The sequence below is a fragment of the Pseudomonas siliginis genome (genome assembly GCF_024072275.1).
GTDB lineage: Bacteria > Pseudomonadota > Gammaproteobacteria > Pseudomonadales > Pseudomonadaceae > Aquipseudomonas > Aquipseudomonas siliginis.
Genome location: NZ_CP099598.1, coordinates 5,744,743 through 5,763,929 on the forward strand (window position 1 = coordinate 5,744,743; position 19,187 = coordinate 5,763,929).

At 54.8% G+C, this 19,187-nt stretch carries 13 protein-coding genes and 1 pseudogene; 5 read left to right on the forward strand and 9 right to left on the reverse strand.

What is annotated here, in order from left to right:
* Nucleotides 1-76 precede the first annotated feature (76 nt).
* Both NF676_RS26475 and NF676_RS26480 read right to left on the reverse strand, forming a co-directional pair.
* Nucleotides 77-2,491: a S8 family peptidase gene (locus NF676_RS26475; protein ID WP_252886993.1), complete on the reverse strand. Its 2,415-nt coding sequence runs from the start codon at nucleotides 2,489-2,491 to the stop codon at nucleotides 77-79.
* Nucleotides 2,492-2,512: 21 nt separating this feature from the next.
* The gene (locus tag NF676_RS26480) at nucleotides 2,513-3,496 is read right to left on the reverse strand and encodes an AAA family ATPase (protein WP_252886994.1); all 984 of its coding nucleotides are present in this window, start codon (nucleotides 3,494-3,496) and stop codon (nucleotides 2,513-2,515) included.
* A 736-nt stretch (nucleotides 3,497-4,232) separates the two neighbouring features.
* Here NF676_RS26480 and NF676_RS26485 point away from each other — a divergent pair.
* From NF676_RS26485 to NF676_RS26500, 4 genes are all read left to right on the forward strand, one after another.
* Nucleotides 4,233-5,213, forward strand: a complete 981-nt coding sequence (locus NF676_RS26485; protein WP_252886995.1) for a toll/interleukin-1 receptor domain-containing protein — start codon at nucleotides 4,233-4,235, stop codon at nucleotides 5,211-5,213.
* Between the two features lie 332 nt (nucleotides 5,214-5,545).
* Nucleotides 5,546-5,878 (forward strand): DUF6957 family protein, encoded by a 333-nt coding sequence (locus NF676_RS26490; protein WP_252886996.1) that lies wholly within the window; start codon nucleotides 5,546-5,548, stop codon nucleotides 5,876-5,878.
* Nucleotides 5,879-6,036: 158 nt separating this feature from the next.
* Nucleotides 6,037-6,675: an antitoxin Xre/MbcA/ParS toxin-binding domain-containing protein gene (locus NF676_RS26495; RefSeq protein ID WP_252886997.1), complete on the forward strand. Its 639-nt coding sequence runs from the start codon at nucleotides 6,037-6,039 to the stop codon at nucleotides 6,673-6,675.
* Nucleotides 6,676-6,868: 193 nt separating this feature from the next.
* Nucleotides 6,869-8,608, forward strand: a complete 1,740-nt coding sequence (locus NF676_RS26500; RefSeq protein ID WP_252886998.1) for a hypothetical protein — start codon at nucleotides 6,869-6,871, stop codon at nucleotides 8,606-8,608.
* 256 nt (nucleotides 8,609-8,864) lie between these two features.
* Here NF676_RS26500 and NF676_RS26505 read toward each other — a convergent pair whose 3' ends face one another.
* Genes NF676_RS26505 through NF676_RS26525 form a run of 5 tightly spaced genes read right to left on the reverse strand, consistent with a single transcriptional unit; the run spans nucleotide 8,865 to nucleotide 14,743 of the window.
* Complete coding sequence (locus NF676_RS26505; protein WP_252886999.1) at nucleotides 8,865-10,319, reverse strand: hypothetical protein; 1,455 nt, start codon at nucleotides 10,317-10,319, stop codon at nucleotides 8,865-8,867.
* Nucleotides 10,316-11,434 carry a TniQ family protein gene (locus NF676_RS26510; RefSeq protein WP_252887000.1) on the reverse strand — a complete coding sequence of 373 codons (1,119 nt, stop codon included), beginning with the start codon at nucleotides 11,432-11,434 and terminating at the stop codon, nucleotides 10,316-10,318. The genes NF676_RS26505 and NF676_RS26510 overlap by 4 nt, the downstream gene beginning before the upstream one ends.
* Nucleotides 11,386-12,279 (reverse strand): TniB family NTP-binding protein, encoded by an 894-nt coding sequence (locus NF676_RS26515; protein ID WP_252887001.1) that lies wholly within the window; start codon nucleotides 12,277-12,279, stop codon nucleotides 11,386-11,388. Before NF676_RS26515 ends, NF676_RS26510 begins: the two co-directional genes overlap by 49 nt.
* Nucleotides 12,276-14,195: a TnsB C-terminal domain-containing protein gene (locus tag NF676_RS26520; RefSeq protein WP_252887002.1), complete on the reverse strand. Its 1,920-nt coding sequence runs from the start codon at nucleotides 14,193-14,195 to the stop codon at nucleotides 12,276-12,278. The genes NF676_RS26515 and NF676_RS26520 overlap by 4 nt, the downstream gene beginning before the upstream one ends.
* Entirely contained in the window at nucleotides 14,192-14,743 is a 552-nt protein-coding gene (locus NF676_RS26525) for a TnsA endonuclease N-terminal domain-containing protein (RefSeq protein ID WP_252887003.1), read from the reverse strand. Before NF676_RS26525 ends, NF676_RS26520 begins: the two co-directional genes overlap by 4 nt.
* A gap of 235 nt (nucleotides 14,744-14,978) precedes the next feature.
* Here NF676_RS26525 and NF676_RS26530 point away from each other — a divergent pair.
* A pseudogene (locus NF676_RS26530) lies at nucleotides 14,979-15,626 on the forward strand (ATP-binding protein); the annotation flags it as partial.
* On the opposite strand, the gene NF676_RS26535 reads toward NF676_RS26530, so the two are convergent.
* Both NF676_RS26535 and NF676_RS26540 read right to left on the reverse strand, forming a co-directional pair.
* Complete coding sequence (locus NF676_RS26535) at nucleotides 15,623-16,837, reverse strand: aldose 1-epimerase family protein (protein ID WP_150742921.1); 1,215 nt, start codon at nucleotides 16,835-16,837, stop codon at nucleotides 15,623-15,625. The pseudogene NF676_RS26530 and the gene NF676_RS26535 overlap by 4 nt on opposite strands.
* A gap of 195 nt (nucleotides 16,838-17,032) precedes the next feature.
* A complete protein-coding gene (locus NF676_RS26540) occupies nucleotides 17,033-19,009 on the reverse strand; it encodes a methyl-accepting chemotaxis protein (protein WP_016772578.1) in 1,977 nt (658 codons plus the stop codon).
* Nucleotides 19,010-19,187 lie beyond the last annotated feature (178 nt).

Here is a 19,187-nt window from a genome sequence, read left to right on the forward strand (position 1 = left end):
TGAAGCAATCACTGGCCTTTCTTCCCGACGTCCGGCCCCAACCGAATGCGCATCATGAAAATGCGGCTTGAAATGACTAAACAGCCGCCCGCTGTCTGGCCTCTTCTCGCGCCTGAAGTTGCAGTTCGAGCTGAGCTTGGATCTCGGTATACAGCTGAGCCCGCTCGTTATCGCGGTCAGCTACTGTCACCACGAGCGAATAGGGTTCTTTGTCCAAGACATCCGGGTGATTCCACTCCCGATCTTGACGAATCACGACGACAAACCATTTCTCAGCAGGATTGCGTTGCTTGAAAGTCCACTTGGATGACTGCACCGTACCGCGACTTCTCAGTTGAGCGGAGATATCCCGGTTAGGCTCGGCGTCGTCCCTACGGGTCTCATTTTCCTCCTGCTTGTCCTTGTTGAAGTAGGCCTGCACCTCGTCCAGTGAAGCCCCTTTAACCAAACGGAAACTGATCTGGGTCGCAAGGTAGTCCAGGCGAGTGGTACGCACTGCGGGCGAGTAGGCCAGCGTGACGCACAACTCCCTGAGGCCCCGAGTCTTGCGCAGGTAGGTAGCAGGAAGAGGCAGCTCATAAAACTGGCACGCATCCTTCTCAATGCTCTCTTCGCACATCAATACAACGCATTGATCCGAGGATCGGAACAAGTCACTTTCACTCACCTGGCCGTATCCACCCACATCGCGGGAAATCTCACGGTTGTAGGTCGCTTTATTGGCTTTGTAACCCTTGCGCATCTCCTCCGAGAAAGTGCTCTCCACCTCGCTCGACAGAGAGGCATGGTTCACGAGCATGGCTCGCAGAAGATTGGCTGAAGCCTCCGGGTATTCATTCAGCAGACGCCCTGCCAAATGAGTGATGTAAGGCGCAGAGAAACTGGTACCACTGAGTTCCTTGAACAGCGTATTGCCTTGGAACTGATGGTTCATCGTCAGCACGCCTAGACCTCGCATGTCGGTCTTCCACTGCTGATTGTTGTAATGCACCGGGCACGCCAGGTTGCCACCATGAGCGACCAACTCCGGCTTTAGAGCCCCTTTCACCGACGGGCCATGTCGGGTGAACGGCGAAGGTTGGTTCTCCGATGCTGGAGACAACTGATGGATTTCGGGGTGACGCTGACTGTCGAAAGTCGCGTCGTGACGGGAAATGCTGCCGACGGTGAGCACATTCAACGCAGGTGCCGGGTCAATGATGACACTGCGTTCATGAAGCAGGTATTCGGGATACTCTTCTCTCCAGCTATTCAAGGGTACAGCCGGCTCTTCAGAGCCCATGAAATTGCCGGTTGAAACGACAAACAGCACGTTGTGTTTACGCGCAAGCACATCGAGGATGTAGGCCAGACCGCGAATGTGTGTACCGTCGTAAGGAGCGTTAGTGTTTCCCAGTGACAAATTGAAGATTCGGCAGCCTAGTCCCACGAAGTGCTCAACCGCCTCTGTAAGAGTCGCTTCTACCGAGTGTTCGTCATAAATAGCATTGTGGGTGTCAGGGCATTTGCGCATGACCTTGCCATTGTAAAGCCAGATTTGCGGATTCCAGAAGTTGCTTCGATCACAGGCTTCCACGTCGCCATAAAGCGCAATGCCGGCGACGGCTGTCCCGTGGCCAGCCTCATCGAATGCGTCCTGACCCGCCACGAATGATTCACTTTCTGCAATGGCCGATCGAAGCAACGGATGGTTGGTGTTGATACCGCTGTCCAGGATGCACACACGCGCCGCATCTTCGGCGGGGCGTGGAATATTTGCCGGGATCTGAGCAATGTCGCGGTTCAATTGCGGGTAAGAAATGCCGGTCTGGGGAATGAGGTCGACCATGCGCACGTCGCTATGGTTGAGCAGCCCTTGTGCTTGAGCATCGCTCACCTCGACGCGGTACATCACCAAACTGTCGAAGTTGAGCTTGTGGATGGTCTTGATGCCGTTGTCAGCCAGCCACTTTTCGAATGCGGCACATAGGCGAATGCGTGCCGGATGATTGGTGACATGATGTGGCCAGAGTTCGACGTCCAGTGTGAATGTTTCAGAGCCTGGAAGGCCAATATGGCGTAACGCCCAGCTTTTGCGATCCTCGGCGGACCACGCATCGATACCCTCGATGGCTTCCAGAATCTGCTTGTAGCTAACATTCTGCCCGAGCACGCCCAACTTGCTCAGGTGGTCTTGAAAGATGGCCAGCCCGGCCTCGGTGGCGAACACCACGCAAACCTGCTTGCCCTCCTGACTGATGAATTCCAGGCCATGCTTCTGGAGATTTTCAAAAGTCATCGCGCCGTCGTACTGCAACTTGAATACAAACGGGGAATTTTCGGCAGACTTGTGCTGCTTTGCAGCAACGCCCGCTGCCGTCGAAAAATAGCCGTTAAGCTTCTGGCCATGCCCCCGCAAGTCATCACGCTTGGTGAACTTGGGGGGATTTTTCGTCCGACGACGATTGTCCAGGTTTTCGCGCTCAAAACTCAGGTGTTTGTAAGTTGCCAATTCATCGTCCTTGATAGCTGGTTAGTGCTTGCGAAGTCCCTCCCGCACCAGTGCATTACGTAGTTCTTTGATCGTGAGGAACTCCTGATTACGCAATATCATACGCTTCACAGCGCGCCGGACAACACGTTCCACATCCGCACCGCTTTTTCCATCGAATTCTTTTAGCAACTCGGGATCATCCAGTTCGAACTGACGACGAGTCCCTCGCAATTTCAGCTGTAACAATGCCATCAGCTGCTTGTGATCAGGCAACGGAAACTCAATGGCGTCATCAAACCGGCGCCAAATCGCCGAATCCAGAATATTCTCGTGGTTAGTTGCTGCCAGAATAAGGCTCTGCCCGTCGTAGGCGTCCATCATCTGCAACACCGCGTTAACTACGCGTCGTAGCTCGCCGTGCTCACCACTATCACCACGCTCTTTCCCAATGGCATCAAACTCGTCGAAAAGAACGATAAATTGATGTTTCGCAATGAAATCAAAGACCTTGCGCAAATTCGCTGCTGTTTCACCCAGAAACGAAGAGACCAATGCATCGAGACGAACAATTGCCAGAGGGCGATCCAGTTCGAAAGCAATGACTTCAGCAGCCAAGGACTTGCCGCATCCAGGCGGGCCAAAGAAAATCACTTTGCCTGACGGCTTCATGCCATAGCTACGAAGTACCTCTGCACGTCGATGTTCTTCCAACATCTCGTCGATCATCAAGGCGCTGCTTTCAGGGAGGATGATCTCCTCCAGCGATCGCTTGGGTGGCCTGATATCGAGCAAAGGAAGTCCACGTTCCTTGTCCACAGGAATGTCCGCAGTAAACTGCGGTTTACGTGCAGACTGAACATGCATATCCCCCCCATAGAGGATCTGCTCTAAATCGTTTGCCAATAAGTGATGTTGTTTTTGGCGCTCTTCTTCGATGATAGCTTCAGAGGCACGACGGAACGCCGCCAGATCTCCGATAGCACCCGCCTTTACAAGTTGCCTGAGTACTTTTCCATTCGCCATTTTACATATCCTGCCATAAGGTTGTTTCTCAGAGTCGTCAACTCATGAAACCAATTCCTGCCCTAAGCAGTGCAACTAAAAGGCTGAATTATTGCGAGCTAACATATGAGGACTCCATTCCATTTTTTAGCGTAAAGAGTCTTTAAAACTCCTCACATTAAGTTATACACAAGAGTATCGCCTACGGTGGGTTTTTGTCCAGTATTTCTCTCGGTTTTTCTTGGTTTTATTGAATAAAACGACGAGCGGCAGCAGCTGTAAAAACTGCGTTCAAGCACCCGCATCGAGAGATAGTCAGACTGTTAAAACATCATGATTGTTAATAACGCAAACAAAAAATATTGATCGTCGCGATAGAGCTTTCGGCCTAAAACTAACTTTAGGCTTGGTAATTAACACTGAGGGGAGTGCCGAAATTTTTCGGACACTGCAAAGTGAGTTTATTTTCGCCTATCAATAAAATATTTATAGACTCTATTCAGAGAAAGAAAAGTAACTGGCAACGGAGACAGTGGCTCAGTGCGCAGCTGACGCTGTTTGCTGGCCGCCTCATCCGCTACAAATCAGGCAAGACTCGAACAACCACCCGCAATAAAGCTCAATAATTTCCAACATGATAGCTTTTAGCCTTCACCATTCCTCGGTAAGGTCTTTTTGTTGACGTGTGCATAGCAATTCGTCACCCCAGACCAGTGACCTGGTGATGTCGCTCCCTTGTTACAGAAGACTCCGAAAAATGACTGAAGTAGAAAACCGTGGCCACATCTTCCTCTCCTACGCATGGGGCAACGGGTTTGAGAACAAAGAGTGGGTTCGCCAACGTGTCCTTACCCAAATCAGTTGGAACCATGACGTATTTTGGGATAGGGACAGCATCGCCTACGGAGATTCAATCGATGGCGTTATTGCCAAAGCCTTGTCCAAGCGGCCAGTCCAGATCTTATGCTTGTGTGATCAGGACTACATCAGAGCCGCCCAACAGAAAGGTTCAGGTTTGCACCGTGAGCTGAAAATGCTTGCCGAGATCGCTAATGAACCGGGCGTGCGGATTGTGCCGGTCATCCTAGAAGCGGGGTGTGCTGACCAGCTGCCTGAGCCTTTAATCGGACGCCTTTACCTGGATCTGCAACCTCTGCATCAACTGAACATTGATATCGGAACGGCAGTGATGGAAGTGGCCGAGGGTAGGACACCTGCGCAGGTGCAAAGTGGCGTCAATGCTCGACTGGCAGCCTTCAAACTACGCGAGCGCGCCCTCAAATATTTCCAAGCGCGACCGGTCGAGGTTTGGGGTAATGGTCGAAACCATGAAGTGACCGTCTATAGAGAAGGCACCCCTCCAAGTATGCTTCAGCCCGCGCCGTGGATGTGGGAAAGCAACAATTGGAACTACATGCTGAACGATGATTGCCTAACGTTTTGCCCTACCAAAGGACGCTGGCATTGGGAGCTTTCCTCCTCTTCCAGCGAAATGCGCCCATTGGCGACTGCGGTTTTATCGGTATTTTTTGATCAACTCGATGGTAGAAAAGCAGAGCCCTGGCTGAATCAAGGCGGTATCGTTTTAGCAAACACGTTTTTCAGGACAGTCCTGGAATCTGAGCCATTCAGATTCGATGCCGATGATGTCATCGGCTTCCTCATGCGCCGCGACGAAGGCTATGAAGCGCTGGAAAAATTACTTGACGCCGCAGATGAGGGTGGCGATCGCGCGTAGCTGTTAGGACATAACGCACCAGCCGTTCGGAGATTATCTGGACGGCTCGCGCAAGCCGGTCTGTAGAAAGCACACTGAAAAAATGCCGAGTTGCAAATAGCCGGGACGCCCAATCGTATAAGCCATCGCCGTATCACGAGGGTACCTAACAGGCCTGTTTGACAATCGACAGGACACGCTTTCACCATCAATCCGAGGAGCTCCAGCGGTACCGCTGAACAACCGCCCGCGCTCAGTTGAACGAGAACTCTCTAAGAGGGCATGCGCGAATGGATCTCTTAAGGCTACAGCAACTCTTGAGTGGGCAAGGAGAGACCATCAACGGATGCGATTTGTCAGCTGAAGATGCAATCGACTTTGTACAAAGCAATTTTGGCGAGTATTCGTACTGTCTGGTGCGGGATTGGACCTTGCTGGAGCTGGAACCCTGCGGTGAGGAGTATGACGCTTTACGCTCCCGTGGCCTCGAACCAGTGCTGGTCTATGCGCGCAACGTCGTGGTCGACAGTCGCGAGCGCTTTAACCGAGGAGACTGGGTACGCAGCACGTTTCAACTGAGATACGAACACGAAGGGCTCTTTTTCACAAGAAATACGCTGTACGTCCTGCTCGGCACGGGCACGCGCCAGAGCATTACGCTGAGTGATTTACTGAGTCTGAGTTGAGTGAGAAACAGCCAGCGTCTGCGGGCCTAGCACTGAGTGGACCACTTATCGCATTCAAGCCCTGGCATCCTGCGAATGCTATTTTATCCATGACAGATGCCGTTGCGCGCGCGAGGATAGGGCATCCTTTCTCGCAGACTGCACGTCAGGTGGATGATATGAAGAAAGACAGACACTGGTCCGTTCAGGCCCAGGCCACCCATGATGGCAGTGGCGATGTCATTGTCGATTTACCTGCTGCCCTATTGCAGGAAATGGGTCTGGGCATCGGGGATGAGCTGGCTATCACCGTCGCCGGCGACACGATCATCCTGACACCCGTACGCTCGAAGATGCTTGATGCTCCAAGGCCCACCGACGTCTTACGCGCCCAAGCCGATGACAGCTATCGAAACCGCATGAAGGTTCTTCTCAATATCCCCGTCGACGCGACTGCACAGCAAATTCACGAGATTATCGACGCTGGCGTTGAGGCGACCACCCTTACGGCAATGAGCGACTTAGGGCTCATCAGCCCCGGTACTTTGAACGCAATCCTTCCCACCCCAGCGCTTAAAACAAAGTTGGCCACAGTTGAGCGACTAACCGCGAGCCAAAGTGATCACCTGTTTCGCCTGGCACACACCATTGCCTTAGCCGAGTCCTTTTTTGGTGACACTGACAAGGCTATGCGCTGGCTGTCCAAACCGAAGTCCCATTTCTCGGGCAAAAGCCCGATTGAGATGCTCTCCACAACCGTTGGATCCCGTCAGGTGGAGGAGCTTCTTGCTCAAGCATCGGAAGGGATGTCGTTCTGACCCTGTTTGCAGAGATCCTGAAGAAAATGATCGGACTGCATGAGGTGCCGACTTGGTGCTGACCCTTTTTTGCAGGTAACGTACAGCCTCTCTGGCGGAGCTTCAAACACTCAGGACGATATGCGCGAGTCCACGCTTAGTCAGCCATTAATCAGCGACGAGCTTGATGCTCCTGCATATTCGGAGTTGCGAATTGTTTCATCGAATTAAGCGAGTTCCTCCCCGCGACAATCTTTGCACTACCGAAGACGGCGATGCCATCAGGCACATCCGCAATGGAACAGTGGTGGTCTGGTCTTACGAACGCATTAGAAAAAACTTCGATGCTGAAAGCATACCGGTCGTGGAGGTCATCTTTCGGTTTTTAGACCGCAACGATGAGCCTGCCGGCGTGACGCCTGCATTGATCGGCGTAAGCCGTTTGGGAAGTTTTCGCCTGGGGACCATTTGGCAAGGTGGAAAGTGCATTGCCGAAACCGACCTGGGTAAAGACAAAGAGTTTTCTGTGGATTTCACTGAAGGTGTCTGGTCCTACGTCAGTATCCAAGGCAATCACCAACCCGTTCCCTATTTCAAGACTGATTATCCGCTTAGAAGCCAGCCAACGGACAAGGTGCTGACTGAGTTTCTCAGCTTCCCCCTACCGAAAGGCAAAAACCTCCTGATCCCCTGTATTGAGTTTCTGTACCGGTGTTATGGCAGCACGTCGGACATGGCCCGGGTACTGACGACCTACCCGTGGCCCAAGGTGCGAGAGCTTCTCTATGCCGACACCCACAAAGATCCCAACACGTGGCTTGTTAAGCCACACCCCAATGTTCCGGACGACGATGGGCTGTTTCTCGCACACGCCCTATACAACAAATATACCGAAGACGCCGCCAAGCTGCTCTACGCCGCACTGGACAATGCTTACGGCAAGCACATGAAGGAAACGAGCCTGCAGGTTAAGCCTTGGTTTCAGGGCCCCGCCAGGGTCAAGGTTCGTGGCCGCTGGATCAACAATCACACCACATTTCTGTGCTACGAAGTCACAGGCATGAGTCAGCCGCAGGATCATCCCTACGAGATAAGCCGGGTCAAATACTCCAAGGTTGATACTGAACAAGATCCGGCCTTTCTCGACACGATGAGGGTCAAGATTGAAGCGACAAAGCCACAAGATCCGTTTGTGATCACCGACCGTCAGGAACCCGATCAAAAATCTGCTCGATGGTCAAAACCTGACCCTGGATTTCAAATCCTCGGGCCAAAATGCCCGCATACCGTGTCATTTGACGAGCGATCGCTTTCAAATAAAAAGGCCATTCTGATCCCGACGGGAACGGCCAAGGTGTTTTCCACTGGAGACCCGCAGGGCTACAACAAAGGCGTCGGCAAATTCACTGCAGTCGCAAAGCACATCCTGGGAGATGGAGGGGCACTTCAAGCTGTATGGGAGGCGCTTCAATTCTACCGGGGCAAAAACCGCTTCTCTAGCTTGGCTTGGCAGTCAGAGCGCCAGGGTTTCGTGCAGAGCGCAGACTTCAGATTGCTGGCACTGCCAGCCTTTACCCAGTCCGAGGCTCCAAAGGATAAGAATCGAACATGGCTGGCATACAAAGAAAATGCCAACCGTCGACGAGGAATATTGGTTGCGCGCATCAAGATCAGCGGCCGCTCTTTCTACCTGTTTGAACTCCAGCGCAAGAAAATTCGAAAAGGCACCGTGTACGGTGAAGAGAAAATTTCAGGACTTCTGGTAGAAATTAACAACGAAGCCGAGGCGCTGGTCGAGATCTCCAGAATTTGCGCTGAAATCCGGTTTGCCAACGGTAACTTCGGAAATCTGAAAACACCGTTGAGACATCCGCACAACATCTTCCGGCATCACTCCGACGTCGACACAACGATCTTCTACGCCTTCTACCGCTTGGGTATCACGCTCATCTGATCAGAGACGGAGATATGTACTGAAATTAGGGAGTTTATGCTCCGAACATAAACTCCGTAATTTTGATACACCTGGGATCCCCAGCAACATCGCGCATCGCAAAAATACTCATCGCAAAATTGCAACGGCCGCTCCATCCGTTTGGGTAGCGGAATCTAAAGCGCCATCGGCAAAAAATGGAAATGGATGCTCAAGTCCATTGGGCATGTAGCCTTCGATTTGTGCCCCATCTCCATCGATCTGATATCAATCTGCCTCAGATCATAGGATCACTTAACAAGGAAGTTCCGGAAATAGAGCTAGGTATCCAATACGTTTGGTCGTTGATCACAACATTAAAACCAGCGACTCCCTGCACCACGAGAGCGCTATACGAGAACGTCTTCTTGTTCACGCTCCTCAACCCGTGCAACAGCATCAGTGCGGCCTTGATCCACGCACGCTCGTAGGCTTCCCCTTCGCCTCCGGTGTAGTACAAGTTATATAGCGTGGCCTCCAGCTTACGATTTTTCGCCCTTGCTACCGCACGCTCGCTGAGTTCTGTTGTAAGGCTGAGTCCATTGGTGCGATTCAGGTAACCAATGAAGCCCTGCGCGGTGGCACGCTGTCCCGGCGACTGAGTGAGATATGCCGTCACCGTCTTCTGCGTGGGCAACGTATCGAACTGCTGTGAAGCTGAAGCCAACACGTTTTTCGCGGCACGCAAGGAGAGCCGAACAGAACTGATCGACGTAGATCCGTCGCCTTGTTTGGCCCGAAGATACTCTCGGTAACCCAGCAGTGCTTCCAAGCCAACGCCGGCGGGCGTCGACTCGATCAGCTCTTGAATTCTGCGTTTTTCAGAATGTTCGTTGCGCAATTGCTCATCTGCCGCGACACCGTACCGCGCATTGAGCCATAGCATTGGGGTCTGCATCCTACGAAGCCCTTCTGCACCGAAATGTTCGAGCAGGAAAACGTACGAGGGTAATCCAATGGGATGCGCATCCAGGAAGCTGAAAAAGGGTACGTAATGTTTGAGTTTCAGGGCCGCCTTCTGAGCCCCCATCTGGTTTTTGAGCCACAGGCAGAACTCATTGAAGCGTTGACGCGTGCTGGCATGGGCGAACAGTTCGGCATGAATATGCGCGCGACGATCAAGGCTCTTTTCCCAAGCGCAGGTCTCGCATTCGTTTTTGCGTCCCGCCGGCATCAACCGGGTGCAGCTGACACACTGAACTTCGCCTTTTTCAGCGCACAATTTACACCGCATGAGACCATCGTCGCACTGGATCAAGAAACGGTGATGCCGGCAATCCGGGCATGTGGCCGCGCCGGCCCGTGCGCATTGAGCGCAGCAGCGAACATCGGGATTGATCGCTAGGACTCGGGTTAATTTTGTTGATAGCTTGCCGCATCGCTGGCAAGGCTCAGGTTCGGAAAAGTGATGTGCACAGCTGGCACATGCCGGGCCATAGACCGTCATCAATCCGACCGGCTTTCCGGTCTTCTTACACCGTACACAGGGCGCTTTCGACTCGCAGCGGATGCATTTGGCGTCCTTTTCAAATACGGGGAGCCGGCCGAAATTGCCACAGCCAAAACACAATCGGCGCTTGAACAGTCGGGCATAGCACGTGCTGCAGAATCGCCGCCCCTTGTGGATCCGGTGAATCTTCGATGCGATGCCTTGGCATTCATCGCATTTCAGCGGCAGTTCCGGAGGCGTCATCGTTGAAACTTCCTAAGCAATCGTTGCCATCTCATCAACACGCTTTTCACAGAGCGCGGGTTTCCGACTTGGACGAAGTTGTAGTTACGGCGTCGACTGCTTTTCAGCACTGCACCAAGCCTGGCAAGTGAGGCCGGTAACTCTCCCGAGCGCGGCAGCAACAGCGATGGGCGGACGCGCTCACGCTCGGTCACGGCCATCAATCGCTCGGGACCGACCTCCAGCATGCTCCAGACGTGGGCCAAGAGGCCTGCGCGGTCCACGGGTGACAAATACTCGAATGGCAACCCCGTTGGTGGAGGCCTAAGTTCGGCCAGGTTCACACCAAGCTCACGGAAAAAAATCTCCGTGCAGGGGCTGGGTGTACGTGCGGCGGTGCGCAATATACCAATCATCCATCGCGACAGAGCAAACCATTCAGTCAGAAGCAGATGGTTCTCGCCATAGCGCAGGGTAGGTTTGGAAAACAGCTCATCTGCCGCAAGCTGGAAACTCAGAGCATTGATCGGTGCTATCTCGGTTGAAGCGAAGCCCAGCTCATATCCGCAGCGATGACACCGACCTAGCGTCTGCTCAGGTGGAGCAAGCAGATGAGGGCATAACGGCGCATGGCAGCATTCACAGCGGTCCAGCAGGGTCACCCGGTGCAGCGGACATGCGCTGTGCCAGGCCAGCCGATCCTGTACCAAGTAATGAGGAATTCGTTCCTTGAAGCATTTTGGGCAGTATTGAAGGCCGCCGCTCCGACGTCGATTTCGGCACCCCAGACAGAGAAACCAAGGCGCTATTCCCCTTGGGAATTCCGCAGTTCCGGTCATCAATTGATATAGCGGCTGTAAAGTGGCCGCCTGAAACGCCGCTGCCGGAATGCCAGCAAGGCGAGTCAGGTGCAGCAAATTTTCAATAGATAACTCTCTGTCCGGATCGCTGCACCAGTACCTCAGCCTTGGCCAGACCTCGCCTGTGAGCGTCGTTGCATCGCAACCTTGGGCCAAAGCACATCGCATTAGCCAGGATGAGATAACTTCGTCTTGCAGAAGAGCTGGCACCATCGGCCAGACCGGATTTACAGGACTCGCTCCCGCACCCCATCTGCACTGGTAGGACGCATCCATTGGTTTTTCTCAAGCAGTCGACGGTCAATCACTTCCGAACCGTTTCGAATCGCCTCCCTTGCACACTCACGTAAAAGGTATTCGATGTTGCCCGTGTTGCCATTAGAGATAGCGTGAATGAGCGGGGTGAGCTCCGGCGAGTACAGTTTTGAAGCGGATCTAAGCGGGAGCACTGACTCAAAGCTTTTCAGGAAACGCTGGAACTCGGCATTCACTGACCAGTTGGGCAATGAAACTACCTCAAACCGACTTGAGTACTGCGAATCCAGGACCAGTAGCTGAAGTGCTGTTCGAGTGCCGACCAACACCAAAGGAATGTGTAGGATGTTCGACAGCATCTTCAATTCGTTCATGACATCCATGCGCTTGGCAGCCGATCCGTTGTTGATCGTATGCACTTCGTCAAGAATGAGCATGCGAGTACGCGCATCACGCAAGAGATGAATAGCCTGATGACGAAGCTTTTCCAGCGGTGCCACTGGGTTGTGAGGTGCCCAGAACTCTCGAAGGATGGCGTTATACAGCTCTCGCTCATCGGGCTTGTGAACTTCAGCGCAAATCACCGGCCGCACGCTGACCGCATCGTCGCTGATGTAGGGCTGCCCTGATAGCTCCTTGAACCGGGTGACCACCGTGGTTTTGCCCGTATTGGACTCACCGACAAGCATGAGGTTTGGCATGCGAGGACGCTCGGGCTTGCGAAGCAGGCCATTGAGGATGTCCATCAGATTGTTAGCAGCCTGGTAATCAACCCATCGAGGCTCATCCAAAAATGCGAGCCGATCAAGATCGGACTTTTCCATCACGTCTCTGAACTGCGGTGTGATATGGGCGTAATTGGTCACCAGACTTCTCCAAAGGTGTCCACTTCATCCACCGACAACAGTTGCGGGGATTCAGGTAATCCAATAGGTGGAAACTTGGGCTCGACGTGCGGCGTGGGCCGAGCCGGCGTAGTTTGTTTGGTGTTGTTCGTCCGCTTCTGAACACTTTTGCGGGCCTGTTTGGTGCGCACGGCAGCCTCAGTTTCCTGCTGTTTGTTTTCGTCCAACATCCGTTCGATAACGTCGTGGTTGACCGCGTCGCGGCCGGCCTTCCTCGCTTTTTTCTTGGCGTTGACGTACTCGCCCACCGTTACGCCGGCGTATCTGCCACGAATGATCGGCACCTCAAAGTGTTCTTTCAACGCCGGGTCGTAGAACCAGATTCGATTGATGTCACGAGGGTCGCGCCGAAAAAGGAATTTTCGAGCCTTGCCTGTTTTAGGATCGGTTGCACCTATCCACGGCCGCAGTGCTTCAGCGAAATACATCGCGTCCATTTCCACGCCATAGGGGTGGATGGTTCTCAGCGTCGCAGGCAAGAAGTCGAGTTGGAAACCCCACGGATCCGCGACCCTAGGCGGTAGCGGCACAATCGGGTCGTGCTCTTTATCCCCGAAGAATGCCAGATTCCATTTCTTGATCGGCGCCATGTCGATCTCTTCATGGAATTTGTTGTTGTACTTGATGAGGTTTCTGACCAACCGCTGCTCGTATTCGGCGAACGTATAGATCGACTGCTTCTCAGAGTCGTACTCTCGGCGCTCGGTAGGATTGCTAAAGGTTGCGCCCCGGTCTTTTTTGTTGATGCCGGCGAACGTGCCCATCCAGCGCTCAATGTGTCCGCCCCATTGCGGGTTTTTCTTTGGCCTGAAGTCACGGCGGATATTGTGGTTCACACAGGACTGCACAAGGCTATTGGTCTTGAAGTCAGCACCGTTGTCACTGTGCAAAGTGCCCATTTTTCCCCACACCGGCCATTCAGCATCGACCCCGTGAAGTGCCAGCCACTTTTCCTTGGGCAGAATGGAGTGCACAACACACATTGCTACCGAGACCGCAGAAGGAGCATCCATCGAGAGGTAGTAGCCGGTCACCATTCGCGAGTACACACAGATTGCCAGTGTCAGCCACGGACGACCGATAGGACGTCGGTGGACATCATCGACAATGATCATGTCAGCCGGCGTATGGTCGATTTGTACGATCTGGAGCGGGTACTCAGTGTTGAGCCCACCAGGACGCGGGTCATATTTATTGCCCGCGAGCTCTCTGTCGCCACGTCTTCGCAAACGGGTCCGATCAGGGATGTTCTTGATGCGCGCCTGTACTGTCGATACGGTCGGAGGTGACAGATTTAGTGCTTTACAACGTTTTCTGACTTCATAAACCGTCGAGGCAACATCCGGGCGCTGTTCGGTCAGGTAAAAGTCATCAATGGTCTCGGCAATAATCTTCTCGACGCCTTCCGAGATCCTGGACCGACCTTTACCCCAGCCACGCTTGAGCGGAATCAGTGCAGTAACTTCGCCTTGCTCTTTGTAGCGGCGCAGCCACCTGTACACCGTGACGGTATCAACACTGGCATCTTTCGCGCGCTGCTCGACCACGCTTCGCGATTGCCCTTCAATGCCCAGCAGAGGTGCGATGACCGCGTACCGTTTCTGCGCAATGGCCCATTCCTCGGCACCGATATCCTCAAGATCGTAATCGGCGTAAGGCCCTCTTACCTTGTCTCCAAGAAACGGTTTGAGCTCGCCGACTTGCAAAACCTTCGGCTGCCCGGTTTCCACGTTAATCGCAAGCACGGATTGGAAATCCAGTACCTGGGTTATCCGGAAGGTCTCTTTTTGAAAGCAAGCAAGCTGGCCCGGCGCAATGTTCACGAAAGACCGGTCGATCTTGCCTCTCTTCGGCTGTTCACTCATGAAGTCATTCATTCGGCCACCATGACTTCTAGCGAATCGCTCAGAGGCCCGGAAATATCGCAATCCAACTGACGGGTCGCGATGAGATGAAAGATATGCGATTTGCCTAAGGCCTCAGCACCTTGAAAGTGCAGTGCCACGAGATAGCTGATCGATGCAATGCCCTTGAAAGAGACCGTACGAATAATGGCGTCCAAATCCTGATCGGCGTAATCCGCATTCTTGAACCGTTCCAGATACTGAATGTTCTTCAGCGACTGGCCTCTGATCCGCGACTCGTCATAGATGTGGAAGCGCCAGCCTCGGTCCTTCGCATACCGCAACGCTGCCTTCCATTTCGGCAAAAGGTCGCGCCAATTCTCACGCCAATTTTCAGCCGGTTTGACCTCTACCAGCATGGGGCGCAGATGAGTGTGAGAGTGGAAATGAACAAGATAGTCGGGGGTATAGGTATAGGATCGACCGCTGCGAGCAACGAAATCCAGTTGCACCGGCTGCGAAATGACAGCCAGAACATCCTTCCTGAAATCCATGCGACTGAGGAAGTCACGCTCAAGCATGGACTCAAAGGCAACGCCCTGTCCGCGAAAAGCGAACACTCCAGAAAGGCTTCGCGTCGTAGATTTTATGCGCCTTGCAACTGAAAACCGAGGCTGGTTGCAGCTATTGCTATCCATAATGAGGCCAGTTGCACCTATTCATAGGTTTGAGTTGCATAATATTTGGGTAAATCATACGTCAGAATGCGGAGCACAGCGTAGGTGCGTTGCATCTATTCCCAAATGTCACAGCAGCTCGAAACCGCAACCCGGCGAGATCACCCTCGCCCACCACGGCGTGCTGTTTCTCGATGAGTTGCCGGAGTTTGATCGCAAGGTGTTGGAAGTTTTACGCGAGCCTTTGGAGTCGGGACATATCGTCATCGCGCGGGCCAAGGATCGCGTACGTTTCCCCGCGCGATTTCAATTGGTTGCCGCGATGAATCCGTGCCCCTGTGGATATCTTGGCGAACCCAGCGGCAAATGCTCGTGCACACCGGATATGGTCCAACGCTATCGCAACAAGTTGTCAGGGCCGCTGCTGGATCGTATCGATCTGCACCTGACCGTGGCGCGGGAGGCAACCGCGTTGAATCCGGCAGCCAAGCCCGGCGAAAACAGCGCCAGCGCTGCGGCTCTGGTGGCCGAGGCTCGCGAACGACAGCAGAAGCGTCAGGGCTGTGCCAATGCGTTTCTCGATCTGCCGGGGCTCAAGCGTCACTGCAAGTTATCCACAGCTGACGAGAAATGGCTGGAGGCGGCATGCGAGCGACTAATCCTGTCGCTGCGCTCGGCGCATCGCCTGCTCAAGGTCGCGCGCACACTGGCGGATCTTGAGCAGGCCGATGCGATTACCCGCGAGCATCTGGCCGAGGCACTGCAATACCGGCCGGCGACACCTTAATGCTCGGTCAGATCAACCAGCGGTGCCTGACGCACTTCGGTATCACGCCCGGCCTGAATCTCGGTCACGCGCTTCAAGGCGTTATCCACCGCAGCTTTATCCGCCAACAGGCTGTAGCTGATCTGGAACTGCTTGTGCTGTTTTGGGGCGATGGTCGGCACCAGATTCAACGGCCGCTGATAGCGACGGTTATAGGAAAAACTCGTCCCAGGCTCCAGCCCGGTGACGTAGCCCTGCCCCTGGGTGTCGGTGTTTTTCCACAGCGAGAACACCGGCAACTGCTCGGTGTTGAAGCCAACGGATACGCCGAGACTACCGGCCTTGTTGTGCAACACAGTCAAGGTGTCGCCCTTGGCGTCGGCGTAAGGCACGACGTTGTAGACGGTTTCGTCGTAATCCTTGGTTGGCCCGCGATAGGTCTGCCAGTCGGGCAGGTCACCCTTGGCCTTGTCGTTGAACGGCGATACCTGCTTCACCGGCGCAGCGAATTTTGCCCCTTGCTCAAGAAACGGCGTGCTGAAATTGCTGTGATACAGCGCCTGATATTCCTTCGCATAGTCGCCGTTGTTGGTCAGGGTGTCGTTAAGGGCGAAGCTTGCGCTGCCCGGTTCGGTGACCAGTTCGGTCGCTACCGAGAAATCGACTTTCTTGAATGCCTGCTCTTTCAGCTCGCCACGCAGCGTGATGGCATACGGCGGCTTCTCGTCGATGTGCAAAGTGACGGTGCTGGCCGGGATGTTGGCGGCGCGACCGTGCAGGGTCAGCAGTTCGCCGTTGTCCATGCCGGGATGGCCAACCCACTCGTAACCGCAACGGGTGACCAGCTCATTGAAGCCTTCCAGCCAGCCCAGACCACCGCGACCGTTGAGTTCGATGAACGCTGGGTTGACCACGTCCTTGACCGGCGAATCCCAGCCCATGCGCACGTCGCCCACCGAAGCCTGCAACACGTTCATGCCACGGGTTGGCACCACCGAGAGTTTCATCGTGCCGTTATCGATGTCGACGATGCTGACGCCCTCCTGACGACCGCCATGCAGAGTACGCAAGGTCACGGAAAACGGTTTGGCGGTTTTTACACCGAGTTGCTCACTGGTGATCGTCCGGTTTTTTGCCGGAGTGTTGGCGTCGAGCAGGACATAGTCCCAAGCCATGGCATGAGAAGCGGCAGAGAATGCGCCGAGGGCGACGAGGAGTTTGAGCGGGGTCATGGCAGCAGCCTTTATTGGAGTTGTGCCATTTTTATAGCGCTGCGGAAACGTTTCAGCAAGTGTAAAGAAGCGGTGGGAGAAAAGCATTCGCGAGCAGGCTCGCTCCCACAGGGACATCGGGCCTTCACAATATTTGTGAATTACGCCGACTACTGTGGGAGCGAGCCTGCTCGCGATAGCTGTTTCAAAGATGCATCAACGGAAGCGGTCAACCTCGGAACGCAGATCCGCCGCCAGCTTCTCCAGCTCTTTCGCGGTGACAGCCAGGTTCGACACCACCTCACGCTGCTCGCTGTTGGCCAAGGCGATGCTCTGCAAATTGCTGCTCAGCAACGTCGCAGTGCTGCTTTGTTCCTGAGTGGCGGTGGTGATCGCAGCAAACTGCTGGCCTGCCGAACGGCTCTGCTCGTCAATCCGCGCCAGCGCCGAGGCGACATTGGCGTTGCGCGACAGGCCTTCCTGCATCAGCACGTTGCCCTGTTCCATAGTGCTGATCGCGTTGCCGGTTTCCTGTTGGATGCTGTGGATCATGCTGGAGATTTCATCGGTCGCCTGACGGGTACGCGAGGCGAGGCTGCGCACTTCGTCCGCGACCACGGCAAAACCGCGACCTTGTTCACCGGCACGCGCGGCTTCGATGGCAGCGTTGAGTGCCAGCAGGTTGGTCTGCTCGGCGATCGAGGTGATCACACCGACAATTCCGCCGATTTCCTGAGAGCGCTGCCCCAGCGTGTTGATCACGCTGGCGGTGCTGTTCAGCGCACCGGCGATCTGCTCCAGCGACGACGACGCTTCTTCCATCGAGCTGCGGCCGATCTGCGTTTGCTGAGCGTTTTCCTGCGCCAGGCGCTGGGTCGCGCCCATGTTGTCGGCGATGTTCAACGACGTCGCGCTGAACTCTTCCACGGCGCCGGCCATGCTGGTGATTTCGCCCGACTGCTGCTCCATGCCTTCGTAAGCACCACCGGACAAACCGGACAGCGCCTGCGCACGGCTGTTGACCTCTTCCGAGGCGCGGCGGATGTGCTCGACCATGGTCGACAGCGCCTGGCTCATCTGGTTGAACGCGCGGGACAGCTGTCCGATTTCATCGTGGCTCGATACGTTCAGACGCACGCTCAGATCACCAGCACCCAAGGCCTCAGCCTGACGCACCAGATCGCCCAGCGGCGCGAGTTTGCTGCGCAGCAGCCAGACCACGGAACCGACCGCAAGCAACATCGCCAGCAGGCTGCCGATCGCCAGTTGCGTACCGACGCTCCAGGTCACCGCGCGGATCTCGGCTTTCGGCATGCTCGCCACCACCGACCACGGACCACCTTCAAACGGCACGGCGATGCTGTAGAAGTCCTCGCCCTTGTCGCTCCAGAACTCACCCTTGCCCGGGGTTTTCACCAGGTTGTTGATGGTCGGGGCGGCTTGATCCAGGTTTTCGACGCCGGCAATCGGCACCAGCCATTTGTTCTGCTCGTCGAGCAGGGCCAGCGAGCCGGTCTTGCCAATGCGGAAGCGCTTGAGATTGGCGAACTGCGCGTTCTGCGCGTCGGTGTAATCGAAACCTACGTACAACACGGCGATGATCTTGCCGCCCGCATCGCGCACCGGTGTGTACTGCGACATGTAGTAGCGCTCGAACAGCAGCGAGCGACCGACATAACTCTGCCCCGCCATCAACTTCGCGTAGGCCGGGTTGGCATGATCGAGCACGGTGCCGATGGCACGGGTGCCGTCCTGCTTGCTGACGTTGGTGCTGACGCGAATGAAGTCTTCGCCGCTGCGCACGAATACCGTGGCCACACCGGCGGTCATCTGCTTGAACTCGTCAACTTCCTTGAAGTTGTTGTTCAGCACTTCGTTGCCCAGATGCAGACCCGGGGTCTGCACGCCGGCCACGGTCACTGGCTGATCAGGGTGCACACTCAGGCCACTGCCGAAGCGTTTTTCGAACAGACCGCTCAGGCGCAGGGTGCTTTCGCGCAGCGTACCGTGGAAGGTACTCAGTTGATCGGCCAGCAGCCGGGCCTCACTGGCCAGATGCTCTTCACGGGTGGCGAGGTTGGCGGAATCCAGCGAACGCAAGGCGAACACCGTACTGCCGCTGATGACTATCGCCAGTATCACAGCAAGGGCAAGACCCAGCTGCGAGGCGATCCGAGCACGAGGTTGAGACATGAACAGCTCCTGGCCGAGCCACCGAATCCTCCTTGATCGCGGTAATTGCCCGGAAAATATTCTAATAGTGGGGTGTAACGCGGAACCGGCACGACGGTTCCACAAGCTCGTAGTCGGCGGTAAAACCGAATACTTGAGCGCATTGCGTGGGTATGGCGCAGTAGTGGCATTGTGCCGG

What these genes read in the sequence shown, in the direction of transcription:
- NF676_RS26480 (WP_252886994.1), bottom strand. Translation starts at nt 3,496, where the DNA reads ATGGCGAATGGAAAAGTACTCAGGCAACTTGTAAAGGCGGGTGCTATC.
- NF676_RS26485 (WP_252886995.1), top strand. Translation starts at nt 4,233, where the DNA reads ATGACTGAAGTAGAAAACCGTGGCCACATCTTCCTCTCCTACGCATGG.
- NF676_RS26495 (WP_252886997.1), top strand. Translation starts at nt 6,037, where the DNA reads ATGAAGAAAGACAGACACTGGTCCGTTCAGGCCCAGGCCACCCATGAT.
- NF676_RS26520 (WP_252887002.1), bottom strand. Translation starts at nt 14,195, where the DNA reads ATGAATGACTTCATGAGTGAACAGCCGAAGAGAGGCAAGATCGACCGG.
- NF676_RS26505 (WP_252886999.1), bottom strand. Translation starts at nt 10,319, where the DNA reads ATGACGCCTCCGGAACTGCCGCTGAAATGCGATGAATGCCAAGGCATC.
- NF676_RS26535 (WP_150742921.1), bottom strand. Translation starts at nt 16,837, where the DNA reads ATGACCCCGCTCAAACTCCTCGTCGCCCTCGGCGCATTCTCTGCCGCT.
- NF676_RS26540 (WP_016772578.1), bottom strand. Translation starts at nt 19,009, where the DNA reads ATGTCTCAACCTCGTGCTCGGATCGCCTCGCAGCTGGGTCTTGCCCTT.
- NF676_RS26510 (WP_252887000.1), bottom strand. Translation starts at nt 11,434, where the DNA reads ATGGATGCGTCCTACCAGTGCAGATGGGGTGCGGGAGCGAGTCCTGTA.
- NF676_RS26525 (WP_252887003.1), bottom strand. Translation starts at nt 14,743, where the DNA reads ATGCTTGAGCGTGACTTCCTCAGTCGCATGGATTTCAGGAAGGATGTT.